Origin of the sequence: Erythrobacter sp. (genome assembly GCF_030066995.1) — a bacterium.
GTDB lineage: Bacteria > Pseudomonadota > Alphaproteobacteria > Sphingomonadales > Sphingomonadaceae > Erythrobacter.
This window is the reverse complement of record NZ_JASJAP010000001.1, coordinates 386,894-409,224: the sequence shown is the minus strand read 5'-3', so window position 1 is coordinate 409,224 and position 22,331 is coordinate 386,894. Positions and strand designations below refer to the sequence as shown.

At 56.7% G+C, this 22,331-nt stretch carries 22 protein-coding genes; 14 read left to right on the top strand and 8 right to left on the bottom strand.

The window, feature by feature from the left end; all coding sequences use genetic code 11:
* The first annotated feature begins 3 nt into the window (after positions 1 to 3).
* The 4 genes from QNI87_RS01955 to cobD are packed head-to-tail and all read left to right on the top strand — an operon-like array spanning position 4 to position 3,400.
* Entirely contained in the window at positions 4 to 1,464 is a 1,461-nt protein-coding gene (locus QNI87_RS01955) for a cobyric acid synthase (RefSeq protein WP_300593206.1), read from the top strand.
* Complete coding sequence (locus QNI87_RS01950; RefSeq protein ID WP_300593203.1) at positions 1,464 to 1,592, top strand: hypothetical protein; 129 nt, start codon at positions 1,464 to 1,466, stop codon at positions 1,590 to 1,592. Before QNI87_RS01955 ends, QNI87_RS01950 begins: the two co-directional genes overlap by 1 nt.
* Before the next feature lie 48 nt (positions 1,593 to 1,640).
* Positions 1,641 to 2,402: an adenosylcobinamide-phosphate synthase CbiB gene (cbiB, locus tag QNI87_RS01945; RefSeq protein ID WP_300593200.1), complete on the top strand. Its 762-nt coding sequence runs from the start codon at positions 1,641 to 1,643 to the stop codon at positions 2,400 to 2,402.
* A complete protein-coding gene (gene cobD / locus QNI87_RS01940) occupies positions 2,399 to 3,400 on the top strand; it encodes a threonine-phosphate decarboxylase CobD (protein ID WP_300593197.1) in 1,002 nt (333 codons plus the stop codon). Before cbiB ends, cobD begins: the two co-directional genes overlap by 4 nt.
* Here cobD and cobU read toward each other — a convergent pair.
* From cobU to folE2, 5 genes are all read right to left on the bottom strand, one after another.
* Positions 3,390 to 3,896 (bottom strand): bifunctional adenosylcobinamide kinase/adenosylcobinamide-phosphate guanylyltransferase, encoded by a 507-nt coding sequence (cobU, locus tag QNI87_RS01935; protein ID WP_300595286.1) that lies wholly within the window; start codon positions 3,894 to 3,896, stop codon positions 3,390 to 3,392. The genes cobD and cobU overlap by 11 nt on opposite strands.
* Positions 3,884 to 4,087, bottom strand: a complete 204-nt coding sequence (locus QNI87_RS15715) for a DUF1289 domain-containing protein (protein ID WP_366146161.1) — start codon at positions 4,085 to 4,087, stop codon at positions 3,884 to 3,886. The genes cobU and QNI87_RS15715 overlap by 13 nt, the downstream gene beginning before the upstream one ends.
* Positions 4,088 to 4,867: 780 nt before the next feature.
* The gene (locus tag QNI87_RS01930; RefSeq protein ID WP_300595285.1) at positions 4,868 to 5,866 is read right to left on the bottom strand and encodes a homocysteine S-methyltransferase family protein; all 999 of its coding nucleotides are present in this window, start codon (positions 5,864 to 5,866) and stop codon (positions 4,868 to 4,870) included.
* Between the two features lie 146 nt (positions 5,867 to 6,012).
* Entirely contained in the window at positions 6,013 to 7,338 is a 1,326-nt protein-coding gene (locus QNI87_RS01925; protein ID WP_300593194.1) for a dihydroorotase, read from the bottom strand.
* A gap of 7 nt (positions 7,339 to 7,345) precedes the next feature.
* Positions 7,346 to 8,266 carry a GTP cyclohydrolase FolE2 gene (gene folE2, locus QNI87_RS01920; protein ID WP_300593192.1) on the bottom strand — a complete coding sequence of 307 codons (921 nt, stop codon included), beginning with the start codon at positions 8,264 to 8,266 and terminating at the stop codon, positions 7,346 to 7,348.
* A 211-nt stretch (positions 8,267 to 8,477) separates the two neighbouring features.
* On the opposite strand from folE2, the gene cysS reads away from it, so the two are divergent.
* The 3 genes from cysS (at position 8,478) to hisI (ending at position 10,657) form a co-directional block, all read left to right on the top strand.
* Positions 8,478 to 9,857, top strand: coding sequence for a cysteine--tRNA ligase (gene cysS / locus QNI87_RS01915; protein ID WP_300593190.1), 1,380 nt, complete (start codon positions 8,478 to 8,480; stop codon positions 9,855 to 9,857).
* Complete coding sequence (gene yidD / locus QNI87_RS01910) at positions 9,854 to 10,093, top strand: membrane protein insertion efficiency factor YidD (RefSeq protein ID WP_366146160.1); 240 nt, start codon at positions 9,854 to 9,856, stop codon at positions 10,091 to 10,093. Before cysS ends, yidD begins: the two co-directional genes overlap by 4 nt.
* A gap of 78 nt (positions 10,094 to 10,171) precedes the next feature.
* Positions 10,172 to 10,657, top strand: coding sequence for a phosphoribosyl-AMP cyclohydrolase (gene hisI / locus QNI87_RS01905; RefSeq protein ID WP_300593189.1), 486 nt, complete (start codon positions 10,172 to 10,174; stop codon positions 10,655 to 10,657).
* 577 nt (positions 10,658 to 11,234) lie between these two features.
* On the opposite strand, the gene QNI87_RS01900 is transcribed toward hisI, so the two are convergent.
* Complete coding sequence (locus QNI87_RS01900) at positions 11,235 to 11,561, bottom strand: hypothetical protein (RefSeq protein WP_300593187.1); 327 nt, start codon at positions 11,559 to 11,561, stop codon at positions 11,235 to 11,237.
* Positions 11,562 to 11,610: 49 nt separating this feature from the next.
* Positions 11,611 to 12,618, bottom strand: a complete 1,008-nt coding sequence (locus QNI87_RS01895; RefSeq protein WP_300593186.1) for a sodium-dependent bicarbonate transport family permease — start codon at positions 12,616 to 12,618, stop codon at positions 11,611 to 11,613.
* A 394-nt stretch (positions 12,619 to 13,012) separates the two neighbouring features.
* On the opposite strand from QNI87_RS01895, the gene QNI87_RS01890 reads away from it, so the two are divergent.
* The 7 genes from QNI87_RS01890 to QNI87_RS01865 all read left to right on the top strand — a co-directional run bounded on the left by QNI87_RS01890 (position 13,013) and on the right by QNI87_RS01865 (position 21,128).
* Positions 13,013 to 13,612, top strand: a complete 600-nt coding sequence (locus tag QNI87_RS01890; RefSeq protein WP_300593184.1) for a phosphoribosyl-AMP cyclohydrolase — start codon at positions 13,013 to 13,015, stop codon at positions 13,610 to 13,612.
* A 925-nt stretch (positions 13,613 to 14,537) separates the two neighbouring features.
* On the top strand, positions 14,538 to 15,671 hold the full coding sequence (locus QNI87_RS01885; RefSeq protein ID WP_300593183.1) for a site-specific integrase: 1,134 nt from the start codon (positions 14,538 to 14,540) through the stop codon (positions 15,669 to 15,671).
* A 158-nt stretch (positions 15,672 to 15,829) separates the two neighbouring features.
* The gene (locus QNI87_RS15710) at positions 15,830 to 16,054 is read left to right on the top strand and encodes an AlpA family phage regulatory protein (RefSeq protein WP_366146159.1); all 225 of its coding nucleotides are present in this window, start codon (positions 15,830 to 15,832) and stop codon (positions 16,052 to 16,054) included.
* A 65-nt stretch (positions 16,055 to 16,119) separates the two neighbouring features.
* Entirely contained in the window at positions 16,120 to 17,022 is a 903-nt protein-coding gene (locus QNI87_RS01880) for a zinc ribbon domain-containing protein (RefSeq protein ID WP_300593181.1), read from the top strand.
* Between the two features lie 229 nt (positions 17,023 to 17,251).
* Complete coding sequence (locus QNI87_RS01875; protein WP_300593179.1) at positions 17,252 to 17,776, top strand: hypothetical protein; 525 nt, start codon at positions 17,252 to 17,254, stop codon at positions 17,774 to 17,776.
* Positions 17,777 to 20,029 (top strand): type IV secretory system conjugative DNA transfer family protein, encoded by a 2,253-nt coding sequence (locus QNI87_RS01870; RefSeq protein ID WP_300593177.1) that lies wholly within the window; start codon positions 17,777 to 17,779, stop codon positions 20,027 to 20,029.
* Positions 20,030 to 20,156: 127 nt separating this feature from the next.
* Positions 20,157 to 21,128, top strand: a complete 972-nt coding sequence (locus QNI87_RS01865) for a replication-relaxation family protein (protein WP_300593175.1) — start codon at positions 20,157 to 20,159, stop codon at positions 21,126 to 21,128.
* Between the two features lie 695 nt (positions 21,129 to 21,823).
* Here QNI87_RS01865 and QNI87_RS01860 read toward each other — a convergent pair.
* Positions 21,824 to 22,324 carry a toxin-activating lysine-acyltransferase gene (locus QNI87_RS01860; protein WP_300593173.1) on the bottom strand — a complete coding sequence of 167 codons (501 nt, stop codon included), beginning with the start codon at positions 22,322 to 22,324 and terminating at the stop codon, positions 21,824 to 21,826.
* Positions 22,325 to 22,331 lie beyond the last annotated feature (7 nt).

Genomic DNA, 22,331 nt, shown 5'->3' with positions numbered 1-22,331 from the left:
CGGATGGCAGCGCGCGCGATCATGTTTCAGGGAACGGGCTCGGATGTCGGCAAGTCGCTGCTCGTCGCAGGCCTTTGTCGGATCGCGAAAAGGCACGGTATCAAAGTCGCTCCTTTCAAGCCACAAAACATGTCGAACAACGCCGCGGCCTGCCTGTCGGGAGGCGAAATAGGCCGCGCCCAAGCGCTCCAGGCAAGAGCTGCAGGCATCGAGCCTACGACAGACATGAACCCGGTGCTGCTAAAGCCCGAGGGCGACCGCCGCTCGCAAATCGTGTTGAACGGCACTCCGCTGAAAAGCGAAGAGGCCGCGCGTTACATGCGTGAACGCGGGAACCTTTTGCCCGATGTGCTTAACGCGTTTGAGAGGCTTCGCGCGTCCTACGATCTTGTCGTGGTCGAAGGGGCCGGAAGCCCAGCCGAGGTCAATCTGCGAAAGGGCGACATCGCCAATATGGGCTTTGCGCGCGCGGCCGATGTTCCTGTGATCCTGATCGGCGACATTGACCGTGGCGGCGTGATTGCGGCGGTCGTCGGGACGAAGGCAGTTATTGATCGCGAGGATGACGCAATGATCGAGGGGTTTGCGATCAATCGCTTCCGAGGCGATCCCGCGCTGTTCGACGATGGCGTCACCTTCACCGAGACCAAGACAGGTTGGCCGTGCCTTGGCGTCGTCCCGTGGCTTTCGTGCGCGTCGCGGCTACCCGCTGAGGACGCGGTCGTGCTTGAGCGGCGCAGAGGCCCCAGCACCGACATCGTCATCGCCGTCCCGATGCTCTCGCGCATCAGTAATTTCGATGATCTTGATCCATTGCGCGCCGAGGAGGATATCGAAGTTCGCTTTATTCCGCCCGGCACCCCAATCCCGCGCGAGGCTGATGCGATTATTCTATCCGGCACCAAGTCGACCCTTACCGATCTTGCGATGCTGCGCGAGCAGGGATGGGATCACGACATTCTAGCTAGTGTTCGAACAGGAGCGCATCTGGTTGGCATTTGCGGCGGTTTTCAGATGCTGGGTACGCGCATTGATGATCCAAGCGGCGCGGATGGCAAAGCGGGAAACGCCGAAGGTCTTGCGCTGCTGGACATTTCAACGGTGATGACCGGCGAAAAAGTCGTTCGGCCGATTAAGGCGATCACCGTCCAAGAGCAAATTCCTTTAAGCGGGTATGAGATCCATACCGGACACTCGGTAGGCCCGGCTCTTGCTCAGCCATTCAGCACTCTGGACGATGGCTCACCGGACGGAGCTGTTGCTAAAGGCGGTCAGATCATCGGAACCTATCTCCACGGCGTCTTTGCAAGCGATGCGTTTCGCGCGCGTTGGCTCAGCGATCTGCGCAGCGACAGGGCCAGCACGCTCAGATATGAGGAAGACGTCGAGGCCGCGCTCGATGAATTGGCTCACGGGCTTGAGGCATCGCTCGATATCGACGCAATACTGGCGATGGCGCGATAGTGTTTGCCTGGCTGATGCTGGCCGCGCTCGCGATTGAGGCAGCGATGGGCTGGCCAGATTGGCTCGACCGCCGCATTGGGCACCCGGTGCGCTGGTTTGGATGGCTGGTGACCAAGCTGGAGCGTTAAGGCAATCGTACATCGCTTTCTAGGTGGCTGCGCATTGGTTTGGGCGGCGTGGTCACTGTGTCTGTGGTGGTTCTCGCGGCGGCGCTCGCGTGGGCCATTACGCAGATAGTTCCTGTGGGGCCGCTGGGTTTCGCAATCAGTGCGGTGATCGCGTCCACACTCATCGCGACGCATTCGCTCTACGAGCACGTAGCGGCGGTACAGCGCGCGTTTTCAGCCGATGACCTTGCTCCGGCGCGCAGAGCGCTCTCCCGAATAGTCGGGCGCGAAACAGGCAGTTTGGACGAAGCCGCTATGGCTCGCGCAGCTATTGAGAGCTTGGCGGAGAATACATCCGATGGCGTGGCTGCGCCGATTTTCTGGGGCGTGATCTTCGGTCTGCCCGGCCTGTTTGCATACAAGGCTATCAACACGCTCGACTCCATGATCGGGCACTGCAACGAACGCTTCGAAACCTTCGGTAAAGTCGCTGCCCGACTCGATGATGCGGCCAATCTGGTGCCAGCGCGTTTGACCGGCTTCTTGTTCGGTTTGTGCGCGGGGTCCACCCGATCGATCTGGGTGATGCTCCGCGACGCCAAGTTTCATCGTTCGCCGAACGCAGGGTGGCCAGAAGGCGCGATGGCTGGAGCGTTGGGCATACGGTTGTCTGGCCCCAGATTGTATGGCGCGAAGACATCCAAAGAACCTTGGCTTAACGCGGAAGCATCCGATCCGACCATGGCTGACCTCAGTCGAGCCCTTTCGCTATATCGCCTAAGCATGGTGGGTTTGGCTATCCTGCTCGCAGGTATTGGATGGGCGCTTTGAAGGAGAACCTTTTGGATCTCGAGGGCCATGGGGGCCGAATTGACGCCATGGCGGCGGCTTTTCCCGATGCGCCCTTGCCCTGGATTGACCTCTCTACCGGTATCAATCCCTTTCCTTATCCAATGCCACCCATCCCAGCGGAGGCGTGGACCAGACTGCCAACGGCGAGAGATCGTGAAAGATGCGAGGCTGCGATGGCTAAAGCATTTGGTTGCGACCGCGCGTACTGCCGAGCCATTCCTGGCACTGAGCTGGTTATCCGGCAGTTGCCGGTAATTCTTGAGAAGGAACGCGTCATCCTACGCGGTCGATCTTATGCTGATCACGCGGAAAGCTGGGGCGCAGCGAGAGCCAACGTCAAAGCGGTAAACGACCCGCTCGATCATCTTGGCGATGCAGACGTCGTCGTGCTGGTCAATCCGAACAACCCTGATGGAACCCGGTGGCCACCCGAACGGATCGAAGAGGCGCGTTCAAAACTCGCAAGCCGGGGTGGATGGCTGATTTTAGACGAAGCATACGCCGATCTTAAACCCGCGCTGAGCATATCCCGTCTGGCTGGCCAAAAGGGGCTCATCGTTCTGCGCTCTTTTGGAAAGTTCTTTGGATTTGCCGGAGTGCGATTGGGGGCTGTGCTTGGTCCATCCGAGATCCTTTCCAAACTTGCCGATAGACTCGGAGGTTGGGACGTTTCAGGTCCCGCGCTTTCGCTCGGGGCAAACGCCTATGCGGACCTAAAATGGCAGAATGCTACACGGTTGAAGCTCAGCGCGGCGCGCGAGGAACTGTCACGCCTCTTAGCGAAGGCTGGAATAGAGGAAATGGGCGGGACCGATCTCTTTCGCTTCGTGCGCGCGTCCAATTCGGAAGCAGTGTGGGAAGCACTCGCAAACAGGGGGATCGCGGTGCGGCGCTTTCCTGACGACAATCAGCATCTTCGGATTGGACTGCCCAATTCTGATGCTCTGACCCGATTGTCTGAAGCGCTCAGCCCTTGATCCGCAATGGGAGGCCGGCAACAACCAGGTCCACCCGATCACTTAACGCGGCGAGCTTTTGGTTCAACCGTCCCTGCTCATCCCGAAAATCCCGGCCAAGCTTGTTGTCGGGTACAATTCCCGAACCAACTTCATTGCTCACAAGAACAATCTTCCCGGATGAGGATTGAAGAACCGAAAGCAGCTTTTTCACCTCATCTCCAACATCGCGCTCTGCGAGCATCACATTGGAAAGCCAAAGTGTGCAACAGTCGATCACCACGCTCGAACAGCCAGCCTCTTTAACAGCCGAGGCCAGTTCAAGCGGAGCTTCAATTGTTCGCCACCGATCATCACGCTCTTGCCGATGCTTATCGATCCGCTCTCTCATCTCATAGTCAAAAGGCTGCGCCGTAGCGACAAAAATGTGCGGGCCTGGCAACGCTTCGGCGGAGGCAAGCGCTAAGCGGCTTTTACCAGATCTCGCACCGCCTAGGAAAAGACTCATTCGCTCCATGATGGTGCCATTTTTCTCTTTAGTCGGGCCACATCGTCGATCACTTGAATCTTGCGTGGCGTGGAGAAATTCGACCAACCCGCGATCTCGTGGAGTGTCCTTCCACAGCCCACGAAGACTTGCCCGTTGCCTGAAGGCTTGGATACCTTCTTGCACGGAGAGACTGGGTCATTTGTACGGGGACCAAACATAGTTCGCGACTTAGCGGGGTTGGCTGAGAGACGTAAAGTGCTAGCGAAACGAAGGGGCTTTACATGAATAACTGGATCACGCCGCAGGACATTACCTCAGCACTTAGCTTGGAGGATGCCACCAAGCGGTGGAAACTCGACCTCGAAGCTCTGTTTAGTGCGACCCCAAGTCGTCGATGTCGGCAAGCCGAGGCTCGAAGAAAGATCATTCAAGTTTGGAGCGGAGCTTCTGATGCGGCCTGGCAGGGTGACTCGTTAACAATGCAGCCGCCTACGAATGGGCTAGGCGAAGAGGCGGATCTTCCCATTTCCGAAAGCGCTATGCTGCTTGATGCGATCGCGTCGCGGCCCCTTGCCCCAAAGGAATTGTGCTGAGTGCTTGAGATTTCCAAGCAAGAACGTCTCCGATCGACAAAAGATGGACGATTGAGACCATCCAGGACGGTGACTTTCAAGGCGGCGCAGCGAGTAACCATCCCGACCTACTCCGCTCGCTGGGTGAACGAGTTTTTGAAAAACGATCGCAAGTTAGATCATTGGCGAAAAATGGATGCCAGTTAAGCCAGTGACACCGGGAAGTGACGAGAACTCGGTCCATTCGTCCGGACAAGTTAGTCGGGCTCTCTATTTCTGCAACGCGTCCGCTTCTGTAGTGCGATTTCCCAAAAAGCGAACGGTCTCGGCTAGCGGCCCAAACCAAGCCATCGAGAGACAACCGAGATTGAGGGTGGAAGCGGACACTGGGTAGATTGCTACTCCGAGGGCGCGCTTCTCGCCGTGCTATGAAGCGATCTTGAAGGGATCGAGGCCAGCAAGTCGCATCGCCGGCTCCGCTTCATTTTTCATGCGCGGCTTCACGTCACGAACCGATTGAGCGATGGCTGCGATGTGCGCGGGCGTGGTGCCGCAGCAACCGCCCACGATGTTCACATAGCCTTCGCGCGCCCAGGCCGAGACAAACTTGGCCGTGGTTTCGGGTGGCTCGTCATATTCGCCTAGATCGTTAGGCAGCCCAGCATTAGGATAAGCAAACAAGAGCGTGTCAGCTGTTTCTGCAAGCGTCTGAACGTGCGGACGCAGACCTTCCGCGCCAAAGCTGCAATTGAGACCCATCGCCGCCGGGCGGGCGTGACGGATTGTGTTCCAGAACGCCTCGACCGTATGGCCCGAAAGATTGCGGCCAGACATGTCGGTGACCGTCATCGAGATGAACATCGGCACATCCGCGCCGCGCTCCATCTCCAGCTCCTTTACCCCGACAATGGCCGCTTTGCAGTTGAGCGTGTCAAACACCGTTTCAATCAGGATGAAGTCACACCCACCTTCAAGCAGCGCGGCGGCCTGCTCCTTGTAGACCTCCTTGACGTGATCGAAGGTAACTTCGCGATAGCCCGGATCCTCAACGTCAGGGCTAAGCGAGAGGGTCTTGTTGGTCGGCCCCATAGCGCCGCACACAAAGCGCTCTTTGCCATCTTTAGCGGTGGCATCGTCGCAAGCCCGACGGATAATCTTCGCCGCAGACAGGTTGATCTCGTGAACCAGATGCTCTGCGCCGTAATCGGCTTGGCTGATGCGGTTGGCGTTGAAGGTGTTGGTCGCGAGCACCACCGCGCCCGCATCGATATAGCTGTCGCAGATTTTCCGGATCACATGCGGCTGGGTGAGGTTCACGAGGTCGTTATTGCCCTTCTGATCCATCGTCAGGCCGCTATCGCCCTTATACTGCTCTTCGGTCAGGTTTTCGGCCTGGATTGCAGTGCCGTAGGGGCCATCCTTCATCACAATGCCCGACTTCGCGAGCTCGTTCAAACGCGCGCGCGCCGTGGCATGCGGGGCGTCGTGGTCAGGCAATTGGAGAGTGTGCGGGGCGTTCATAGGGGAACCTCTTTAAAGAGCGTAGGTCGAGAGTTCAGTTGCTTGCAGTTCTATAGAGCCGATGCGAAACGCAGCGCTTCGCCTTGTGCAGCGTCGCCAAGTTCGGCTTCCCACATGGCGGCATGGCCACGCACAATGGTACCGACCACGCGGCCCTTTAGTTCCATGCCGGTGAAAGGCGACCAACCACAGCGACTGGCCAACCAGTCTTCGGTGATCGTGAAGGTGCCCCTCCGATCGACAACGGTGAAATCGGCATCGTAACCGAACGCAATTCGGCCTTTCCCAACGAGTCCGAAAACGCGCTGTACCGAAGTGCTTGTCATCTCAATCAGCCGCTCAAGCGTCATCCGGCCATTGGCAACATGGTCAAGCATCAGAGGAAGCAAGGTTTGCACACCGGGCATGCCGCTCGGGCTAGCCGGATAAGACTTGGCCTTTTCTTCGCGCGTGTGTGGGGCGTGGTCAGAGCCGATTACATCGGGCACGCCTTGGCTAACCCAGTGCCAAAGGCCGTCGCGATGGGCCTTGCTGCGTATAGGCGGATTCATCTGCGCGAACGTACCAAGCCTTGGGTAGGCGCCCTCTGCTGCGAGCGTCAGATGTTGCGGAGTGACTTCGCAGGTCGCGATATCGCGATGCTGGGCGATGTATTCAAACTCAGCCGGCGTGCTTATGTGGAGAATATGAATGGGGCGCTTCGCCTCTCCTGCCAGCTTGATGATGCGTTTGGTCGCCAACATCGCGCTATCATCGTCGCGCCAAACGGGGTGGCTTGCCGGATCACCCTCGACGCGCAAATCCTGACGGGACTGCATTCGCGCTTCGTCCTCGGCATGAATGGCCACTCGGCGAGAACCGCTAGCCAGAACACGCGCTAGTACTTCGTCATCTGCAACGAGCAGATCGCCCGTAGATGCGCCCATAAACACTTTGACGCCCGCTGTGCCTGGAATGCGCTCTAACTCGGCCAATTCCTCGGCGTTCGCGCCGGTTGCTCCGATAAAAAACGCATGATCGCAGTGCATGCGGTGGTGCGCGCGCTTCAGCTTATCCGCGACCCTATCCGCGCTATCGGTGTTGGGCGACGTATTCGGCATTTCGAAAACCGCGGTGATGCCGCCCAAGACCGCTGCTCTGCTGCCAGTCTCTAGGTCTTCCTTGTGCTCCAATCCGGGCTCACGAAAGTGCACCTGAGAGTCGATCACGCCGGGTAATACATCCAACCCAGTGCAGTCTATCCGCCGCTCTGCATCGCGGTAACTACCAATGCCGATGATCCTGCCGCCGCGCACCGCAACGTCGGCAACAGCGGAACCGGCTGGAGTGTGGACTGTGCCGCCAGCAAGCACGAGCGCAGGGGATGATGCAATCATGAGTTGATCATTCTATGTGACCCCTAACGCGCTGGTCCGCCCAGGCGACAGCGTCGTGTGGATGGAGACTCTCCACGTGCCGGACGTAAGTCCTGGGGTTCCGATAGCCGACCATGGCAGCTTCAATCCGGCGGGCGGCGTCCTCAACAAACATCAAGTTTTGCCTGTTTAGAGCTGCAAAAGCCTGTTCGTCTGCGCGCTTTACGGCCGTCTGCACGGGGGTGCCCACCGCCTCTTCGATCTGGTCTATGAGGGCGAGCATACCGAAGCCAGATGCACTTTGGTCGGTATGGACTGTTACTCTCGCTTCGCTACGCTGGCTATGCGGAGTGGCAAGTGATGCATTCTCGTCGATCCATGCGGCGACATCGCTTGGTGACACCGTCTCCTTTTGGCCAAAGGCTTCCAAGAACCCCTCTTGCACCAAGCGCCGCGACAGCGCTGCGGAACAAGGGCACGTAGACGAATACACCACGCACACCTGCACATGGCATCGAAAGACTCCTGCGATAAACGATGCCTCGATGACCGCCGGATAGGACTTCCAGCCCGATAATCCCTCAGTAACAAGCGCTGGACGACGAACGAGTAGCTCGAACGCAATCCGCATCCGGGCGTTGCCGCTGCCGCAGTCGCTATGACTTTCGACCATCTTCTGAAGCAGGCTCTGCAAATGGCGGGGCGTAATGGCATCCCCATCGGCCAGCGCATCGACGAGGTTATAGAGCCGCGACATGTGAATGCCCTTTACATCGCCGGACGGCAGATCGACCTGCGCGTCGACGGTCGCATGGACCTCGCCACATGCGCCTGGCTCTCCAATGGGCAAGGGAAGATCAATACTCTCCATTCCGACCCAAGCCAGGGGGCTTTGGATGGGGACAAGATCAGAGGAGGAGACGTCGGGGAGTTCTGTCAGCATATTCATGGTCGGTTACGGCTTGACCCTTTCCAGTTATGATCTTCAGATCGAGGCCCGCCTGTCTGGAGGAATAGGTCGATCGCATGGACGCGGAGTTCGAAATGGTTTCGGAAGGCCCCAAGTATCGTGCCTGGAGCATTAGGAGACGTTGTTGCACTGAATTATGATACAACATATCATAATCAAGATCTGAATCTCAAAAAGGTGCGATTGCCGAGTGACTCTCACCCTTACCAATACCCTCAGTGGGCAACGCGAGACGTTTGTCCCGGCCGACCCTGATCACGTTACGCTCTACGTCTGTGGGCCGACAGTCTACAACTATGCGCATGTCGGAAACGCCCGTCCGGCAGTCGTGTTCGATGTTCTCTACAGAGTGCTTAAGCGCAGCTATCCGCGCGTCACCTACGCGCGAAACTTCACCGATATCGATGACAAGATTAACGCGGCCGCAGAAGAGGCCGGGAAACCGATCAGCGCCATCACAGGGACGTATATAAAAGCCTATCACGAAGACATGGCCGCCCTTGGCGTGCTGGCCCCGGACATTGAACCGCGCGTGACCGATCACGTGACCGACATCATCGAGATGATCAAAGCTTTGATCGACAATGAGCATGCCTATGCAGCCGAGGGCCATGTGCTCTTCGATGTGTTCAGCTTCGAGGATTATGGCAAACTCTCAGGGCGTAGCGTTGATGAGATGCGAGCGGGAGCCCGTGTAGAAGTCGCACCATTCAAGCGCGATGCGGCTGATTTCGTGCTTTGGAAGCCATCTTCCGACGATCAACCCGGATGGGACAGCCCCTGGGGCCGCGGACGCCCTGGATGGCACATCGAATGCTCGGCCATGATCGGTCAGCATTTGGGCAAATCAATCGACATCCATGGAGGCGGACAGGACCTGATCTTTCCGCATCACGAAAACGAGATCGCGCAAGGCTCCTGCGCGTGGCCGGGCACTGAATATTGCCGATATTGGATGCACAACGGCTTTGTAACCATCGACGGTGCCAAGATGTCCAAGTCTCTGGGCAATGTGCAGCTGGTACGCGAATTGCTCGAAAAAGTGCCAGGTGAGGCGATCCGTTTTGCCTTGTTGTCGGCGCATTATCGCAGCCCCCTCGACCTCTCCGAACGCAGCCTTAACGATGCGCGCCGCGGCCTCGACCGCTTATATGGTGCCATACGCGAACTGACGAAAGTCGAGCCGACCGACGAAGGAGACCATCTTGAGCCGTTCTACGCTGCGCTGGAGGACGACCTGAACACACCAGCCGCGCTTGCTGAGCTGTTCGGTCTCGCGAAATCCGCGTTCAAAGCCTCAAATCCCGAGGATCGCGCGGCCATAAAGGCTGCCATGATCGAGGCTGGCGGCCTACTCGGATTGCTGGACGCTGATCCTGAGGAATGGTTCACCGGTGCAAACGACAATCATCCCGACATTGCCAAGATCGAACAGCTAGTGGCTGACCGCGAAGCAGCCCGTTCCGCACGCGACTTCGCCGAGGCAGATCGTCTGCGAAACGTGTTAGGTGAGATGGGCATTCACTTGGATGATTCGGCTGACGGCACGTCATGGAGGCGGACTGCATGACCAAACTTCTGATCATGTTCATCCGCTTCTATCAGCGTTGGCTTTCTCCGCTGACTGGGCCGCACTGCCGTTTTCAGCCAAGCTGCTCCTCTTACGCAGCAGAAGCGCTTGCGCGTCATGGTTTGCTACGGGGAGGCGTCTTGTCGGTCTGGCGCCTATTGCGGTGTAATCCATGGGGAGGCTCGGGCTATGATCCAGTCCCTCCCTTGAAAACAAGAGGCTTAAATGCTGATTAATCGCGGCCACGTTCTGGCGCGAACGGATACCGACAAAGACGACTATTGAGACAAAGGCGACCACGGTCAAAACAAGATATGATTCAGACGACAACACTCTTTGCCACGCGCACCAGCGTCGAGCAGGTTGAACTTGGTGACGAGCTCGCCCCTCGCTTTGATGCGGACGGCCTGCTCCCTGCGATTGTGATCAACACGCAAGACCAGTCAGTGCTGATGCTAGGCTACATGAATGCAGAGGCGCTGGAATTGACGCTTAGCACCAAGCAAGCGCATTTCTGGTCGCGCAGTCGAAAAGCCTTGTGGCGCAAGGGTGAACACAGCGGTTTTACCCAAAGCGTCGAGAGGATTTTGATGGATGACGATCAGGATGCTCTTATTCTCTATGTGGACATTGAGGGTCCAGGGAGCTGCCATGTCGGTTTCAAATCCTGCTTTTATCGCGAAGTTGATCTTGGCTCGGTTGACTCAACCAAGCCTGCGAAACTGGTGACTATTGAAAGCGAGAGAGCCTTTGATGCTGACGCTGTGTATGCTGGTCTTCCCAACCCAACAAAGCTCTGAGTGTGACGGCGCCCGATAGATCAGCAAATGCGCAATTAAACTTGGCGCCGCTACCGGCTTCTCGGTGCACGAGACGTCGGACAGCCGACGAGATTGATGCAACTGTGCTGCATATTCTTGCTGAAGAGAATTTCCCGTTAAGCGCACATAGTATCGCCTCGCGGTCGGTTGTGATCGGTCACGCTGTTGTGCCCGCTCAGGTATATCGAACCTTAGGTCGATTGGAGGAAAGAGGCGAAGTCAGCCGTATCGAGTCTTTGTCTGCTTATGCGATCAAACCGGCGTCAGGGGATGTCCCTCTAATTGATAGAAATAGGCGCAAACTCGAGTGGGCATCGGCACCCGAACTTGTTTGTCGGCTAGAGCAAATCGCTGCGAAGAAAGGGTTTAGCCCTCAACGGTTGATCATAGAAATCCCGGGACACTTCAAGACCGGTCATTGAGTTTGTCAGCCGAGCCAGGCGCAAAAAGTACGCCGGGAAATGGGCCGCATGTTACATGGATCCAGGCCATTCCTCAAGCTTAGTAGCAACGAGGCCATATCGCTATCGAGATCGGAATTATCTGAACAGACTCTCTAAAATTTTTCGCGGCGCAAAACTTCGACCTCATCCAAATAGATGATGCCGGAATAGTTTTCGAAAAAGCCGTCTGAAACATTTTCTGCAATACAATCGGCAATCGCCCGGTCTGCAACGATCACTTCAATCCGAACAAGCGCGAAGCCCGCCACAACCGACGGTCGATCGCGAGTGCGCAGACTATGTGCGCCCTTTCCACTTCCATCAAGCACGGTGTAGCCCGTTGCGCCCGCATCTAGGATGATCTTCTCGATCTTCTCTTCGATCAGCTTCTCGGTGACGATGACAACCTTGGCTGCCTTGTGCGGCGTAATCGGGGCCATGTTAGATCCTTTTCATGTTGGAGAGAGCTTAGGCGAAACCATCGCCAGATTAGAGGCTAAACACAGCTTTGCCGAGCGCGAGGAACAGCGGGATGCAGACCGCAATCGCTATCGGAGTGCCGATGGCGGTGGACGACCCGATAAAGGCGCTGGGATTGGCGGTGGGGATGCCTGCACGCAAAGTTGGCGGGCCGGATATATCCGAATTCGAAGCCGCGATGATCGCCAATAGAATGACTCCGCCAGGGCTAAAGCCCGTCGCGATATGCGCTAAGTATCCAAGGCCGAAGCCGATAAAGCCGTTCACCAACGGCCCGATAATCGCATACACCGCAAACCAGTGCGCCACCTTGGCGAGTTCGGACAAGCGCGACCACGCTTCGATCCCCATGATCAGCATGAGAACCGAGAGAAACCCACTGAAAAGCGGATCGTAAAACTCTTCATAAACAGGGTCAGGCCGAGTGATCAGGCCCAGTACCAGCCCGAGGATCAAGGCCGACAAGGCCGAGCTTTGCAGGCTGTCCTTAATGATCGGCCACACGCGTATCGTCTTATCGCCGCCACCGGATTGCTCTTGGGTGGCAAAACTCGCCAGAACGATGGCGACGATCAGCGCGGGCGTGTCCATAAAGGGGTACAGAGCCGGGACCCAGGCTTCGAAGAAGACATTGTCCTGTTCAAGCGTGAGCATACCGGCTGCCATGGTCGATGCGCTGACGGCGCCGAACAGGCCCGCGGTGGCAAGGCCATCTTCGGTTTTCACACTCGGCAAGGCTGCGAGTGTGACCCGTCCCAGCAGCACGGCCACGACACCAATCACAATCGCCATGAGGGCGGGCAGCGCGATCTCGCTAATTTCGGCATTCCGGATTTCGATACCGCCTTCAATCCCGATCCGGATCAAGAGCATGAAGACGATGAAGCGGTAGATCGAATCCGGGATGTTCAGCTTCGATCCGAAAGCCGCGAGCGCCATGCCGCCCAGCAAGAAGGCAAGGGCCGGTTTTTGCAATTGCGTGGCGAAGGTCTGCGCAAAATCGAGAAGTAATTCCATCGGGTGTCCCAGGTGTGGTGGAGCAATCCCGGCGCTCTATGATCGCGCTTGGAGTTTTATAAAATTACATTGTTTTTGAGAAAATGTTCTAGAAAATAGAATTTCAGATGGGAGCGAAGTCGATTTCTATTTGTTCTATAAAATAGAACAAAGCCCAAATATATTTCTATTTTTCAGATTGCCGCGTTATTGATAGTTCGGCGCCGTCAAAGTGATCTCAAGCCGTGGCAACCGATGTTCGGTTCACCTTAGGCGTAGGGAAAAGCTTTGATGGGGAGGTGGTTCTGGGACGTGGTCCTCAAAGCTTCCACCCGCGATTTCCGCTGCGGCTGTCCAAGTCTTTCAGGCTGGGTCGCTCGAAGCAAGGCGAATTTAGTTTTGAGAAGGAACTGTGATGAAAAACGTGTTTAAGCCTGCGACGCTCGGTGCCGGTCTGGCTGCCACCGCTCTGACATCCACCACCGCCGCTTTCGCGCAAGACGCTGGAACCGACGTGAATGTCGTCCCGATCTACAGCGAAGAATGCATCACCGAGCAGCAAGTGGTCGCCGCGCAAAAGGCGTGGGGCGCGGGCATTGTCAAAATCGGTGAAGTGTACAGCGCGGGTGGCGATTACGAGGCCGCGGCCTCAGACCACATCAACACGCACTACGCTTACGATTTGAGCCTCGTCTTGTTTAAGCCGACGCTTGCCGCGGTTGATCAGTTCCGCGCCTCGTTTGACGGCGCGCTGTCCTACTTCATTGGCGGCAACCCCTCATATCCCGAAGACAACGGCTTTGCGATCAAGCCATGGAGCAAGGTGCGCTGGCAGAACGCGGGTATCGTCAACAACAATTGCAACATGGCTGTGGCGATGGGGAATTATTTCTTCACCCCTGCGGCTGGTGGCGACGAAACGAAGGTTGAATATACAATCGCCTATATCAAGGACGCAGAAGGCGATCTGCGCATCCTCGTCCACCAGTCATCGCTTCCGTACGCACCTTCGTAAACTCAATTTAGGAAGCGCATCTTGAGCGGAAGACGGCCCAAGGTCTTCCGCTCATGTACAACTTTTCGCACCAATGACCACGACTCGAGCAACGGAGTCGCCGATTGACTAGACACACTCAATGCTAACCCTGATGGCGTAAGCCGGGCCGCTTGCCAATGTCTGCTAATGGCGAATTGAATCCTAAAAGCAGACTGGATGGGAACGGCCCCTTAGCGGAAATTCAGCTTCTGACCTCTGAGAGCCGTCCACAGCATCATAAGCTGATGTTCATTGATAAGTGGCTCAAGAAATAGTCTCCATGCACTCAAGAAAATCCAGCGCACCAAAGCACTAGATTTCTGACCATTGGATTGGCATAATTTATAACAATAAATTATTGTATCTTCTAGATTTTAAGGCTGCGGTATTCGTGTCCTTCGGACGGACACGAACTCCGAGGAAGAACTGGGACTTTCGTTGATGAGATGACTTCACGAAGTCGTCCATAAACTCCTGTAATAACGAAGAAAATCATATTTCCGCTCGAGCGGTCAATTGGGGGTATCGCCTTATTTCGCCAAGGCCGCCGATACCCCCAAATTACCCCCAGGTACCCCCAGGTACCCCCGTCTTCAGGCGGAACCATGCGGACGCATACGGACCCAATTGTCATAAAATCTGTTATCTTAATCAGCGCGTTGCCCCGAAAATCCGAACCCATGCGGGCATAAGCGACCATAAACGGACATTAGTTTTGGTAGCGGAGGAGGGACTCGAACCCCCGACACGCGGATTATGATTCAGGAGATGAGCCTAAACATGGCAGCTCATGCTGTTTCATTAGTGGAGAAAAAGTACGTAGATTCAGATTTTTCATGGTGATATAGCGGAACATGCATTCCGTCCATACGCCCCATATTCCTGAGCCTATAGCGAGCCTAAGATGCCCACCGCCTCTCTTACCGATCTTTCCATCAAGGCCATTGCCCCGCCAGCGAAGGGTCAGACCACCTATTGGGATGACGGTACACCGGGCTTTGGCCTTAGGATCAGCCAAGGCGGAACCAAGACCTTCGTGGTGGTACATGGCACGGAGCGTAGACGCTTCACTATCGGGCGCTATCCCACCCTCAGTCTCAAACAAGCCCGAGACAAAGCAAAAGAGCTGCAAGCTGGTCTAACCCTTGGACTTATAGACAAACGTCCCTCTCCTCCGTTTGTGGAGGCGCTGGAGCTGTATCTCGAAGCGAGCAGCGCAAAGAACCGTGAACGCACGGTGGCAGACTATCGTCGTCTACTGACCAGACACTTCGCTTTTGGACGAAAGCGGCTCTCAGATATTACGCGCGCTGATTTGCAGCAGAAGCTCAATAAGCTCAAAGATCGTCCATCGGAGCAGCGTCACGCGTTTGTTGCTGCTAAGGTGTTCTTCAACTGGGCGGTGGGTGAAGAGCATATGCGTGAGAACCCGATTGGGACCATGCAGGCCCCTACCCGCCAGCAGGCGCGGGAGCGTGTTCTGTCTAACGATGAGCTTAGGGCAATCATCATGATGGCGCGTGAGTATTCCTGGCCGTTCGGACCAATCGTGGAGCTGCTGGCCTATACTGGCCAACGGCGTGGAGAGATCGGAGCTTTGCGCTGGGAATGGATTGATCAGAACGAACGCACCATCAGTTGGCCCGCCAGTTTCACCAAGAACCACCGGACGCATGTGTTGCCCTATGGTGAGCGGGTGGCCGCGATCATCTCCGATCTTCCTGAGCAAGGAGAGTACGTATTTCCAGGTCGCACTGAGAAAGCATTGCACTTTAATGGCTGGGGCAAATGCAAGCAGGTATTTGATGGGAAGCTAACGGGTGTGGAGCCGTATGTGCTCCATGATCTCCGTCGGACGTACAGCTCAACAATGGCGCAGCTGGGCACGCCGATACATGTAACGGAAAAGCTTCTGAACCACGTTTCTGGCACCATCAGTGGGGTGGCAGCGGTGTATAACCGGCATAGCTATCTCGACGAAATGCGGGAGGCAGTATCGAGTTATGACGAGCATATCGCTGCAATGTTGTGTTCTTGAAGCTTGGATTCCCTTGCTCAAGGCGAAATGAAACACTGCTGAGCACGCAGGCGAGAATCTGAACACTGGCGCGGGATTTCCAGCAATACTTGCGCTTTGACTTACTTCGACTAACCTATTCGCGCCTCGGGGGCTTTTGCCAACCTTCGAGCATCGCGATGCTCTTTAATCAAGGAGACATCGTGATGAGGATTTTGTCGAAGCGTCAGGTCAAGGAGCTCGTTCTGTATTCGCCTCAACACATCGCACGCCTGGAAAAGGCCGGCCAATTCCCCAAGCGGGTACAGCTGGGCCCTAGCCGGGTCGGGTGGGTTGAGGACGAAGTGCTGGACTGGCTGCAGACACGCCTGGAAGCCCGAGACAAACCTGTCCGGCACTCCTGAATAGGAGCGGGTGATCGAGGTTTTATACCTCGATCACCCAATTGGGGATTTTGAAGGGGGCTCATTTGGATTGTCACGCTTGTGGAGCAACGCTTCGAGACAAGGCAGCGTTTTGTCCGAGCTGCGGTACGCTGACCTCGCGCAGCGCCTCGTTTGGAACCCGTGCAGGCACGGTACTGGTTGGTGTGACCGGTGGTTTATCTGAACGTCTTGCCGCGCTCACGACCTATACGAGGCAGCCCGAGAACCGCAAGCAGGTCATTGGTGGGGCAATCCTGCTTGCGGTTCTCCTCGTCGCCTTCACCAGCAATCCGATCTCGAATGGAGTGGGAGCGATTTTTGCGGGCGAGCCGGAGGGTCCGAAGCTGACCGCCGAGGGGCTTCCCGACTTTGCGAGCTACGAGGACATCTATATGACTGAGGCGCTCGCTTACACCATTACCGGGCCTGCGAATGTGCGGGCCTTCCCCACAAGCCAGGGCACCGAGGTCCTTTATAGTCTCTCTCAAGGATCATTCGTGACCGCTCGAGAGGTCATGGCGTTCGATCCCGATGCGCAATGGCTCAAGCTTGGTGACGGTGAGTACGTCTGGGGCCGCAATCTTCAATCGCTCAAGGTTGATGCAGTCGGAGACTCGGCAGCAATTCCAGACTTTGCCCATGGCACCTGGTCGTCGATGGACACCTGCCGCGGCTTCGATGCCGACCATGAGATCGAGATTGGGCCGCGCACGATGCAGTACTACGGCAGCGCCGCTACGCTTGGCAGCATCTCTGCCGATGATAGTGGCAAGCCCATTTACAACTTCGCTTTCTCCGAGGAGGGGCGCAGCTGGTTTCAGAGCTACGCGATTACCGTCGATGATCAGCGAAACTCCCTCTTTATCGATGTGGTCGGAAATCAGGAGAGCGGTTTTAGACCTTTCTATCGGCCTGACATCGGCTGTGCAGCCTTAGGTTTTAATTAATCGATGGGGATACGCATGTGGCTTTCTCTATCCCCATCGGCTTCTGGTTCCGATCCCCATCCAAGCTCGCGCATGACTGCACATGGCGTCGCATCGCGCAATGGGGATGCAGAATGACTTCAAGATCTTTTTCCTCACAATCTCAGAAAAGGACTGTGAACGCGCGGGGTCCCGGACCCCGCTTGAACTGCGCCTCGCCTTCCCGTGAGGCGTTCAATCGGGGGAATACATGAAAGTCTTGTTGAAGCGGGAGCAGCGCCCCGGATTCTTTGGAAAGGTAACCTTCAAGCTTTGGGCGATGCTCGAAGTCAACGAGGACGAAAGGACTCTGATTGAACGTTACGACATCGATAAGTCGGTGGTCCTGATTGGCGATGACACGGGGCTTTGGAGGGTGGGCGCGTCTTTCGGGCTCGGGATCGCGATCGTCACCTTTCTGGCGCTGTTCTTCCTTCTTGATTTTGGGTGGCAACCCGCAGGCGCGGTAGCACTGCTGGTGTTCATCGTCGCCACCTATTGGTGCATCAACGAGCTTCGCCAGACGATCTTCATGAAAGATCTGCTTCACGGTCGCAGCTTCAATTGTTTCAGTATCGTTGAGCTTGCGAAGAAAGAGGCGGTCCTCGAATATATGTGCCAGGCGCTGCGCCAAGTGGTTGAGAGCGCCAAGCACTGGGATGGGGTCGAGCACCGCGATGTGATCGTGCTTCCTCCCGAAGAGGCCAAGGCCTTCATCGTGAAGGTGTTCCCCTAAATGGTTTGGCGCGTCGGCGCGCGCGTCCATGCGTTCACGCATGGGCTGTTCGGTTCGAGCGAACTCGATGAGACGAAGCGGCTCTATTATGAGGTTGCAGCCACGCTTGAAGAGAAAAGCCTCGGCTCGGACACCGCGAGGCTCCGATTGGCTCAAGTCATCGCGGAAGATGTCTGTGACGGGTTTTCCATTCCGCAAGGCCGCCCTCAAGCCGAGATCGTCCTCTATCTGATTTGCGGCCTCTTCTCAGGCGATGACCTTTTCGTGCTGCCCGATGTCGATTGGAGCCGGACGCGCACGATTGCCGAGCTTTGGGATATCCGTGAAGAGGTCTCGCGCCAGCGCACCCTTCTCGACAATTTCGAGGAGAATTGCGGCCTTCTCGCGCGGGCCGCGCGCGCGTTCGTAGCGCCCATTTATGAGGCCTGTCCCGCCTTGTTGGAGCAATCGGGCAACGAGGACGGCATTGCGATCCCGACCGATCTCTTGCGCAGCCTCGGCAATGTCGCTGAGCCGGTGAAAGCGATGCTCGGCGTCGGTTTTGCTGAGGAACTCCTCGACGCTGGTTTGCTTACACAGCTCGCCGGTCGCTTGCATCGCAACCTCATTGCCGCCTCGGGCGGCAATCCGGCCGATCCGGAAGGCTTCAAACGCGCGCCCAAATGGCCCGAACAATCGGATGCCAAGACGCCGGAGGACTTGGTTGGCGTCTATCTTGGCGGTACACCGCTGGCCGATCTGTTCAATCAGAAGCTCACCTTCACCATTCCCACCAAATCTCGCTTCGAGCACCAGCACATCGTCGCCGGTTCGGGCCACGGCAAAACCCAGACGCTGCAATATCTGATCGCGCAGGACCTGGAGGCGATGAGCCAAGAAAAGCGCTCGTTGATCGTCCTCGACAGCCAGGGCGATCTCATCAAGAACATCGCCAAGCTAGACGTGTTTGGTCCGGGCGGCGCATTGGAGGATCGACTTGTGCTGATCGATCCCACCGATGTTGAATACCCGGTCTCGCTCAATCTGTTCGATGTCGGGCAGAAGCGGCTTGACGGCTATGAGCCGCTTGAGCGCGAGCGGCTGACAAACTCGATTCTGGAGCTTTACGACTTCGTGCTTGGCACATTGCTCGATGCGCAGATGACGCAAAAGCAGAATGTGATCTTCCGCTATGTCACACGGCTCATGCTGCACATTCCGGATGCGACAATCCACACCTTGCGCGAGCTGATGGAGCCTGGAAGCGAGGTGAGGTTCGCCGAGCACATCGCCAAGCTCGAAGGCACCGCCAAGCACTTCTTCGAAACCGAGTTTGCATCCCGCGAGTTCGAGCAGACAAAGAAACAGGTGCTGCGGCGCCTATGGGGCATTCTAGAGAACCAGACCTTCGAGCGCATGTTCTCGCATCCCCGCTCGAAGCTCGATCTCTTCGAAGAAATGAACGCTGGCAAGGTCATCCTGATCAACACCGCAAAGGATCTCTTGAAGGAGCAGGGCACCGAGATCTTCGGTCGCTTCTTCATCGCGATGATCGCGCAGGCCGCGCAAGAGCGCTCGGTCCTGCATCCAAGCAAGCGTATTCCGACCATGGTCTATATCGACGAGGCGCAGGACTACTTCGACCGCAATATCGGCCTGATCCTGGCTCAGGCGCGCAAGTACAATGTCGGCATGGTGCTCGCGCACCAATATCTCGGACAGCTCGAACCCAAGCTGCAGGAAGCCTTTGCCGCCAACACCGCGATCAAGTTCGCAGGCGGTGTGTCAGCCAAGGATGCCCGGTCGCTCGCCCCCATGCTCTACACCGATCCAGCTTTCATTGAAGCGCAAGGCAAGGGCAGCTTCGCAGCGCATATCCGAGGGGTGACCAAGCACGCCGTGCCGCTCAGTTTCCCGTTTGGACATATGGAAGACCTGCCTGTGATGAGCGAATGGGATCGCGAGGCTCTGCGCGGAACGATGCGCAGGCGTTATGCGGTCCATCATTCCATGGTCCGCAAAGACGATGCAGAGGATGATAGCGGCGCGGGCGGGGACGGTGGCCCGGATGCGCCAGAGGGTGGTGGGCCGCCATCATCGCCAAAGTCTCCACCGCCGAAGCCTCCATCGCCTGATCCTGGCAGGCGGCCACTGAGTTCGGGTGGCGGCTCTACGCAGAAGCCTGCGCCTCCAGTGCCACCGACCAAGAATTCGGAAAGCGATGCTCCTCGAAGGCCCGGTGACGTCGATACGACGCCCGGCGAGACCTGGTGACTTTTCTGCCGTGAGCATGGCAGCGCATCGCTGATCGCCTCGACTCCTGCCGGAAAATGCCGCACGGTTACAGGCGGCGCGGGCGTGCATAGAAGGACGGTCCCCTATCCCGCAGGAGGACCGTTCCATGCCCACCAAAGCGAGCCGAGATGCACTTGGACGTCGAAGTCGAATGAGGCCGCAATCGACCGGCAAGCGCATTACGCCGCAGCCGCGCGATCTGCTTTGGTTCGAAAAGCTGGCCGAGCACGGTCCGCTGCCATCCACATTTCTGCTCGAATTCTGCAAAGGCACGCATTGCTCCGAGAAGCGTGGCAAGGAACGGCTCACCGATCTGTTCAACGAGAGCGATACACCCGATGGCGGCGCCTATCTGACCCGGCCCGCGCAGCAGTTCAGTACCATGGACGCGCGCTATCAGCCGATCGTATACGAGCTTTCGCCGGCATCAGTCTCAGCGCTACGCAAGATCGGATGTGCAATCGAACCGAGGCGATCTGGACCCTACCGGCACAGCCTCATGGTGAGCTGCATCACCGCATCGTTCGAGCTGGCTTGCTGGGCTCGCGACGATGTGAACTATATCCCGCAGTCCAGGATTTTAGCCCGCGCAAATGCCTCGCTGCGCTGGCCGACCGAAGTCCACGACCCCGAGGATGATATGACCTATCAGAAGGACCTGATCCCCGATGCAGTATTCGGGCTTGAATACCTTACGCCTGAAGGAAGTCGCTACCGCTTCTTCGCGCTGGAAGCCGATCGCGCGACTGAGCCGCTGCGCTCCTCGACCAATCATCGCAAGAGCTTCAAACGGCACTTACTGCAGTACGAGGATTACATCGAATGCGGCAGCTATAGGGAGCATCTCACCCTCAGTGCGCCGATGTTGGTTCTTAACGTGACGACGAGCGAGCGGCGAGTTGAGCGAATGCTTGAGGTGACCCGTGAATTTTATCCAAGCGGAAACAGCTATCAGCTTTTTCAGGCGCATCATGCTTTCGAGCTGGTGAAGGGGCCGCGTGCGCCCATTCCTGGCCTCCTCAATAGTAGATGGGTGTCAAGCGTTGGAGATGTCCCTTTGGTCGATCCGATGGAGTGAGATGAGCTTCCGCTTCGCCTTCCTTTCCAAGACCAAGTGCTTCGTAGCTGAAAGCAAACATTCCTAAGCGGCAAACTTCATGCCTAATGACGTGACCCCCAGCTTTCCTCCAGCTGGGACTAGAGCCGGGCTGTTGTTTTGCGCATCAGCGCGGTTGAAGCAATAGGCGGCGTAGCGGACACAGGGCGTAGCAAAGCAGGCCATTGCTCGTTCAACTCGCGGCGAACGACTGTGATTTCGTTAATAGACTTAGGTGCGTTGAAAAATCGTACTCTGGAACTCGCGCACACATCAGCGGTTCAAACACCATCGCGACAGAACGAGGGATCACTCAGTAGTTCTTTTGCGCTCTTGAGACCCGGTTGTTTTGGGCCTTGGTTGATTGGAATAACGCGCCCGCGTGTCCCATTTCCAACTGGAGGAGAATAGACCCATATTGTCCCACCAGTGTCTGCAGCAGCAAGGCCCAAGAGACGCCTTGCCTTACTACAGTCGCGTTCCACACTGTCGCCCTCAGCAAACGCCACCCCTAATTCAAACTGAGCCTGCTTACCCCCCAGCCTTGCTTGCTCATATGTCGGCAACAATTCAGCCGGTAGAGCATCACCGGAAATTCCCAATCCAGTCGATGCGCAAGCTGATGTGAACCAAAGCATCGTGCAACAGGTTATGATTCTTGCGAGCATTTCTGCGACCTACTGCTTCGTCGCCGTTGCTGCCTCAACAGCTACTTTAAGCTTCTCTCCAGCATCCGAGTCCACTTGTTGAACAGTACGCTTGCCGGTCTTCGGGTCAGTCTGATGAAAGCGAAAAGCTTGTCCCTTCAAGGGGCCGGAAACTAGATCCGCGATCATGATTTCACGCTGCTTGTTTTGATCATCTGCAAAGGGCGCAACCAAGTCGACGAGCCAGATCTGGTCGCCGCCATCCCATTCATTGAGTGAAAGGCGGTTCTCGGGCTCGATCATCCCACCCTCTAGCTTCTTGACCGCTGCCTCGTCGCATTTTGCCCAAAGCGCGAGTCCTATCGGTTTATCTTGATCACGAAACAGATAGAACTGTCGCTTGATAAGTGCTGGCATGCACAACCATTCAAGGGCGTCGATCGGCATTGCTTTGTGGATAGGCGACTGAGTCATCAGCCATGCCATCTCACCTAACAGGTGAGATACGGTCGGTGGAGCCTCGTCAGCCATCTTTGGA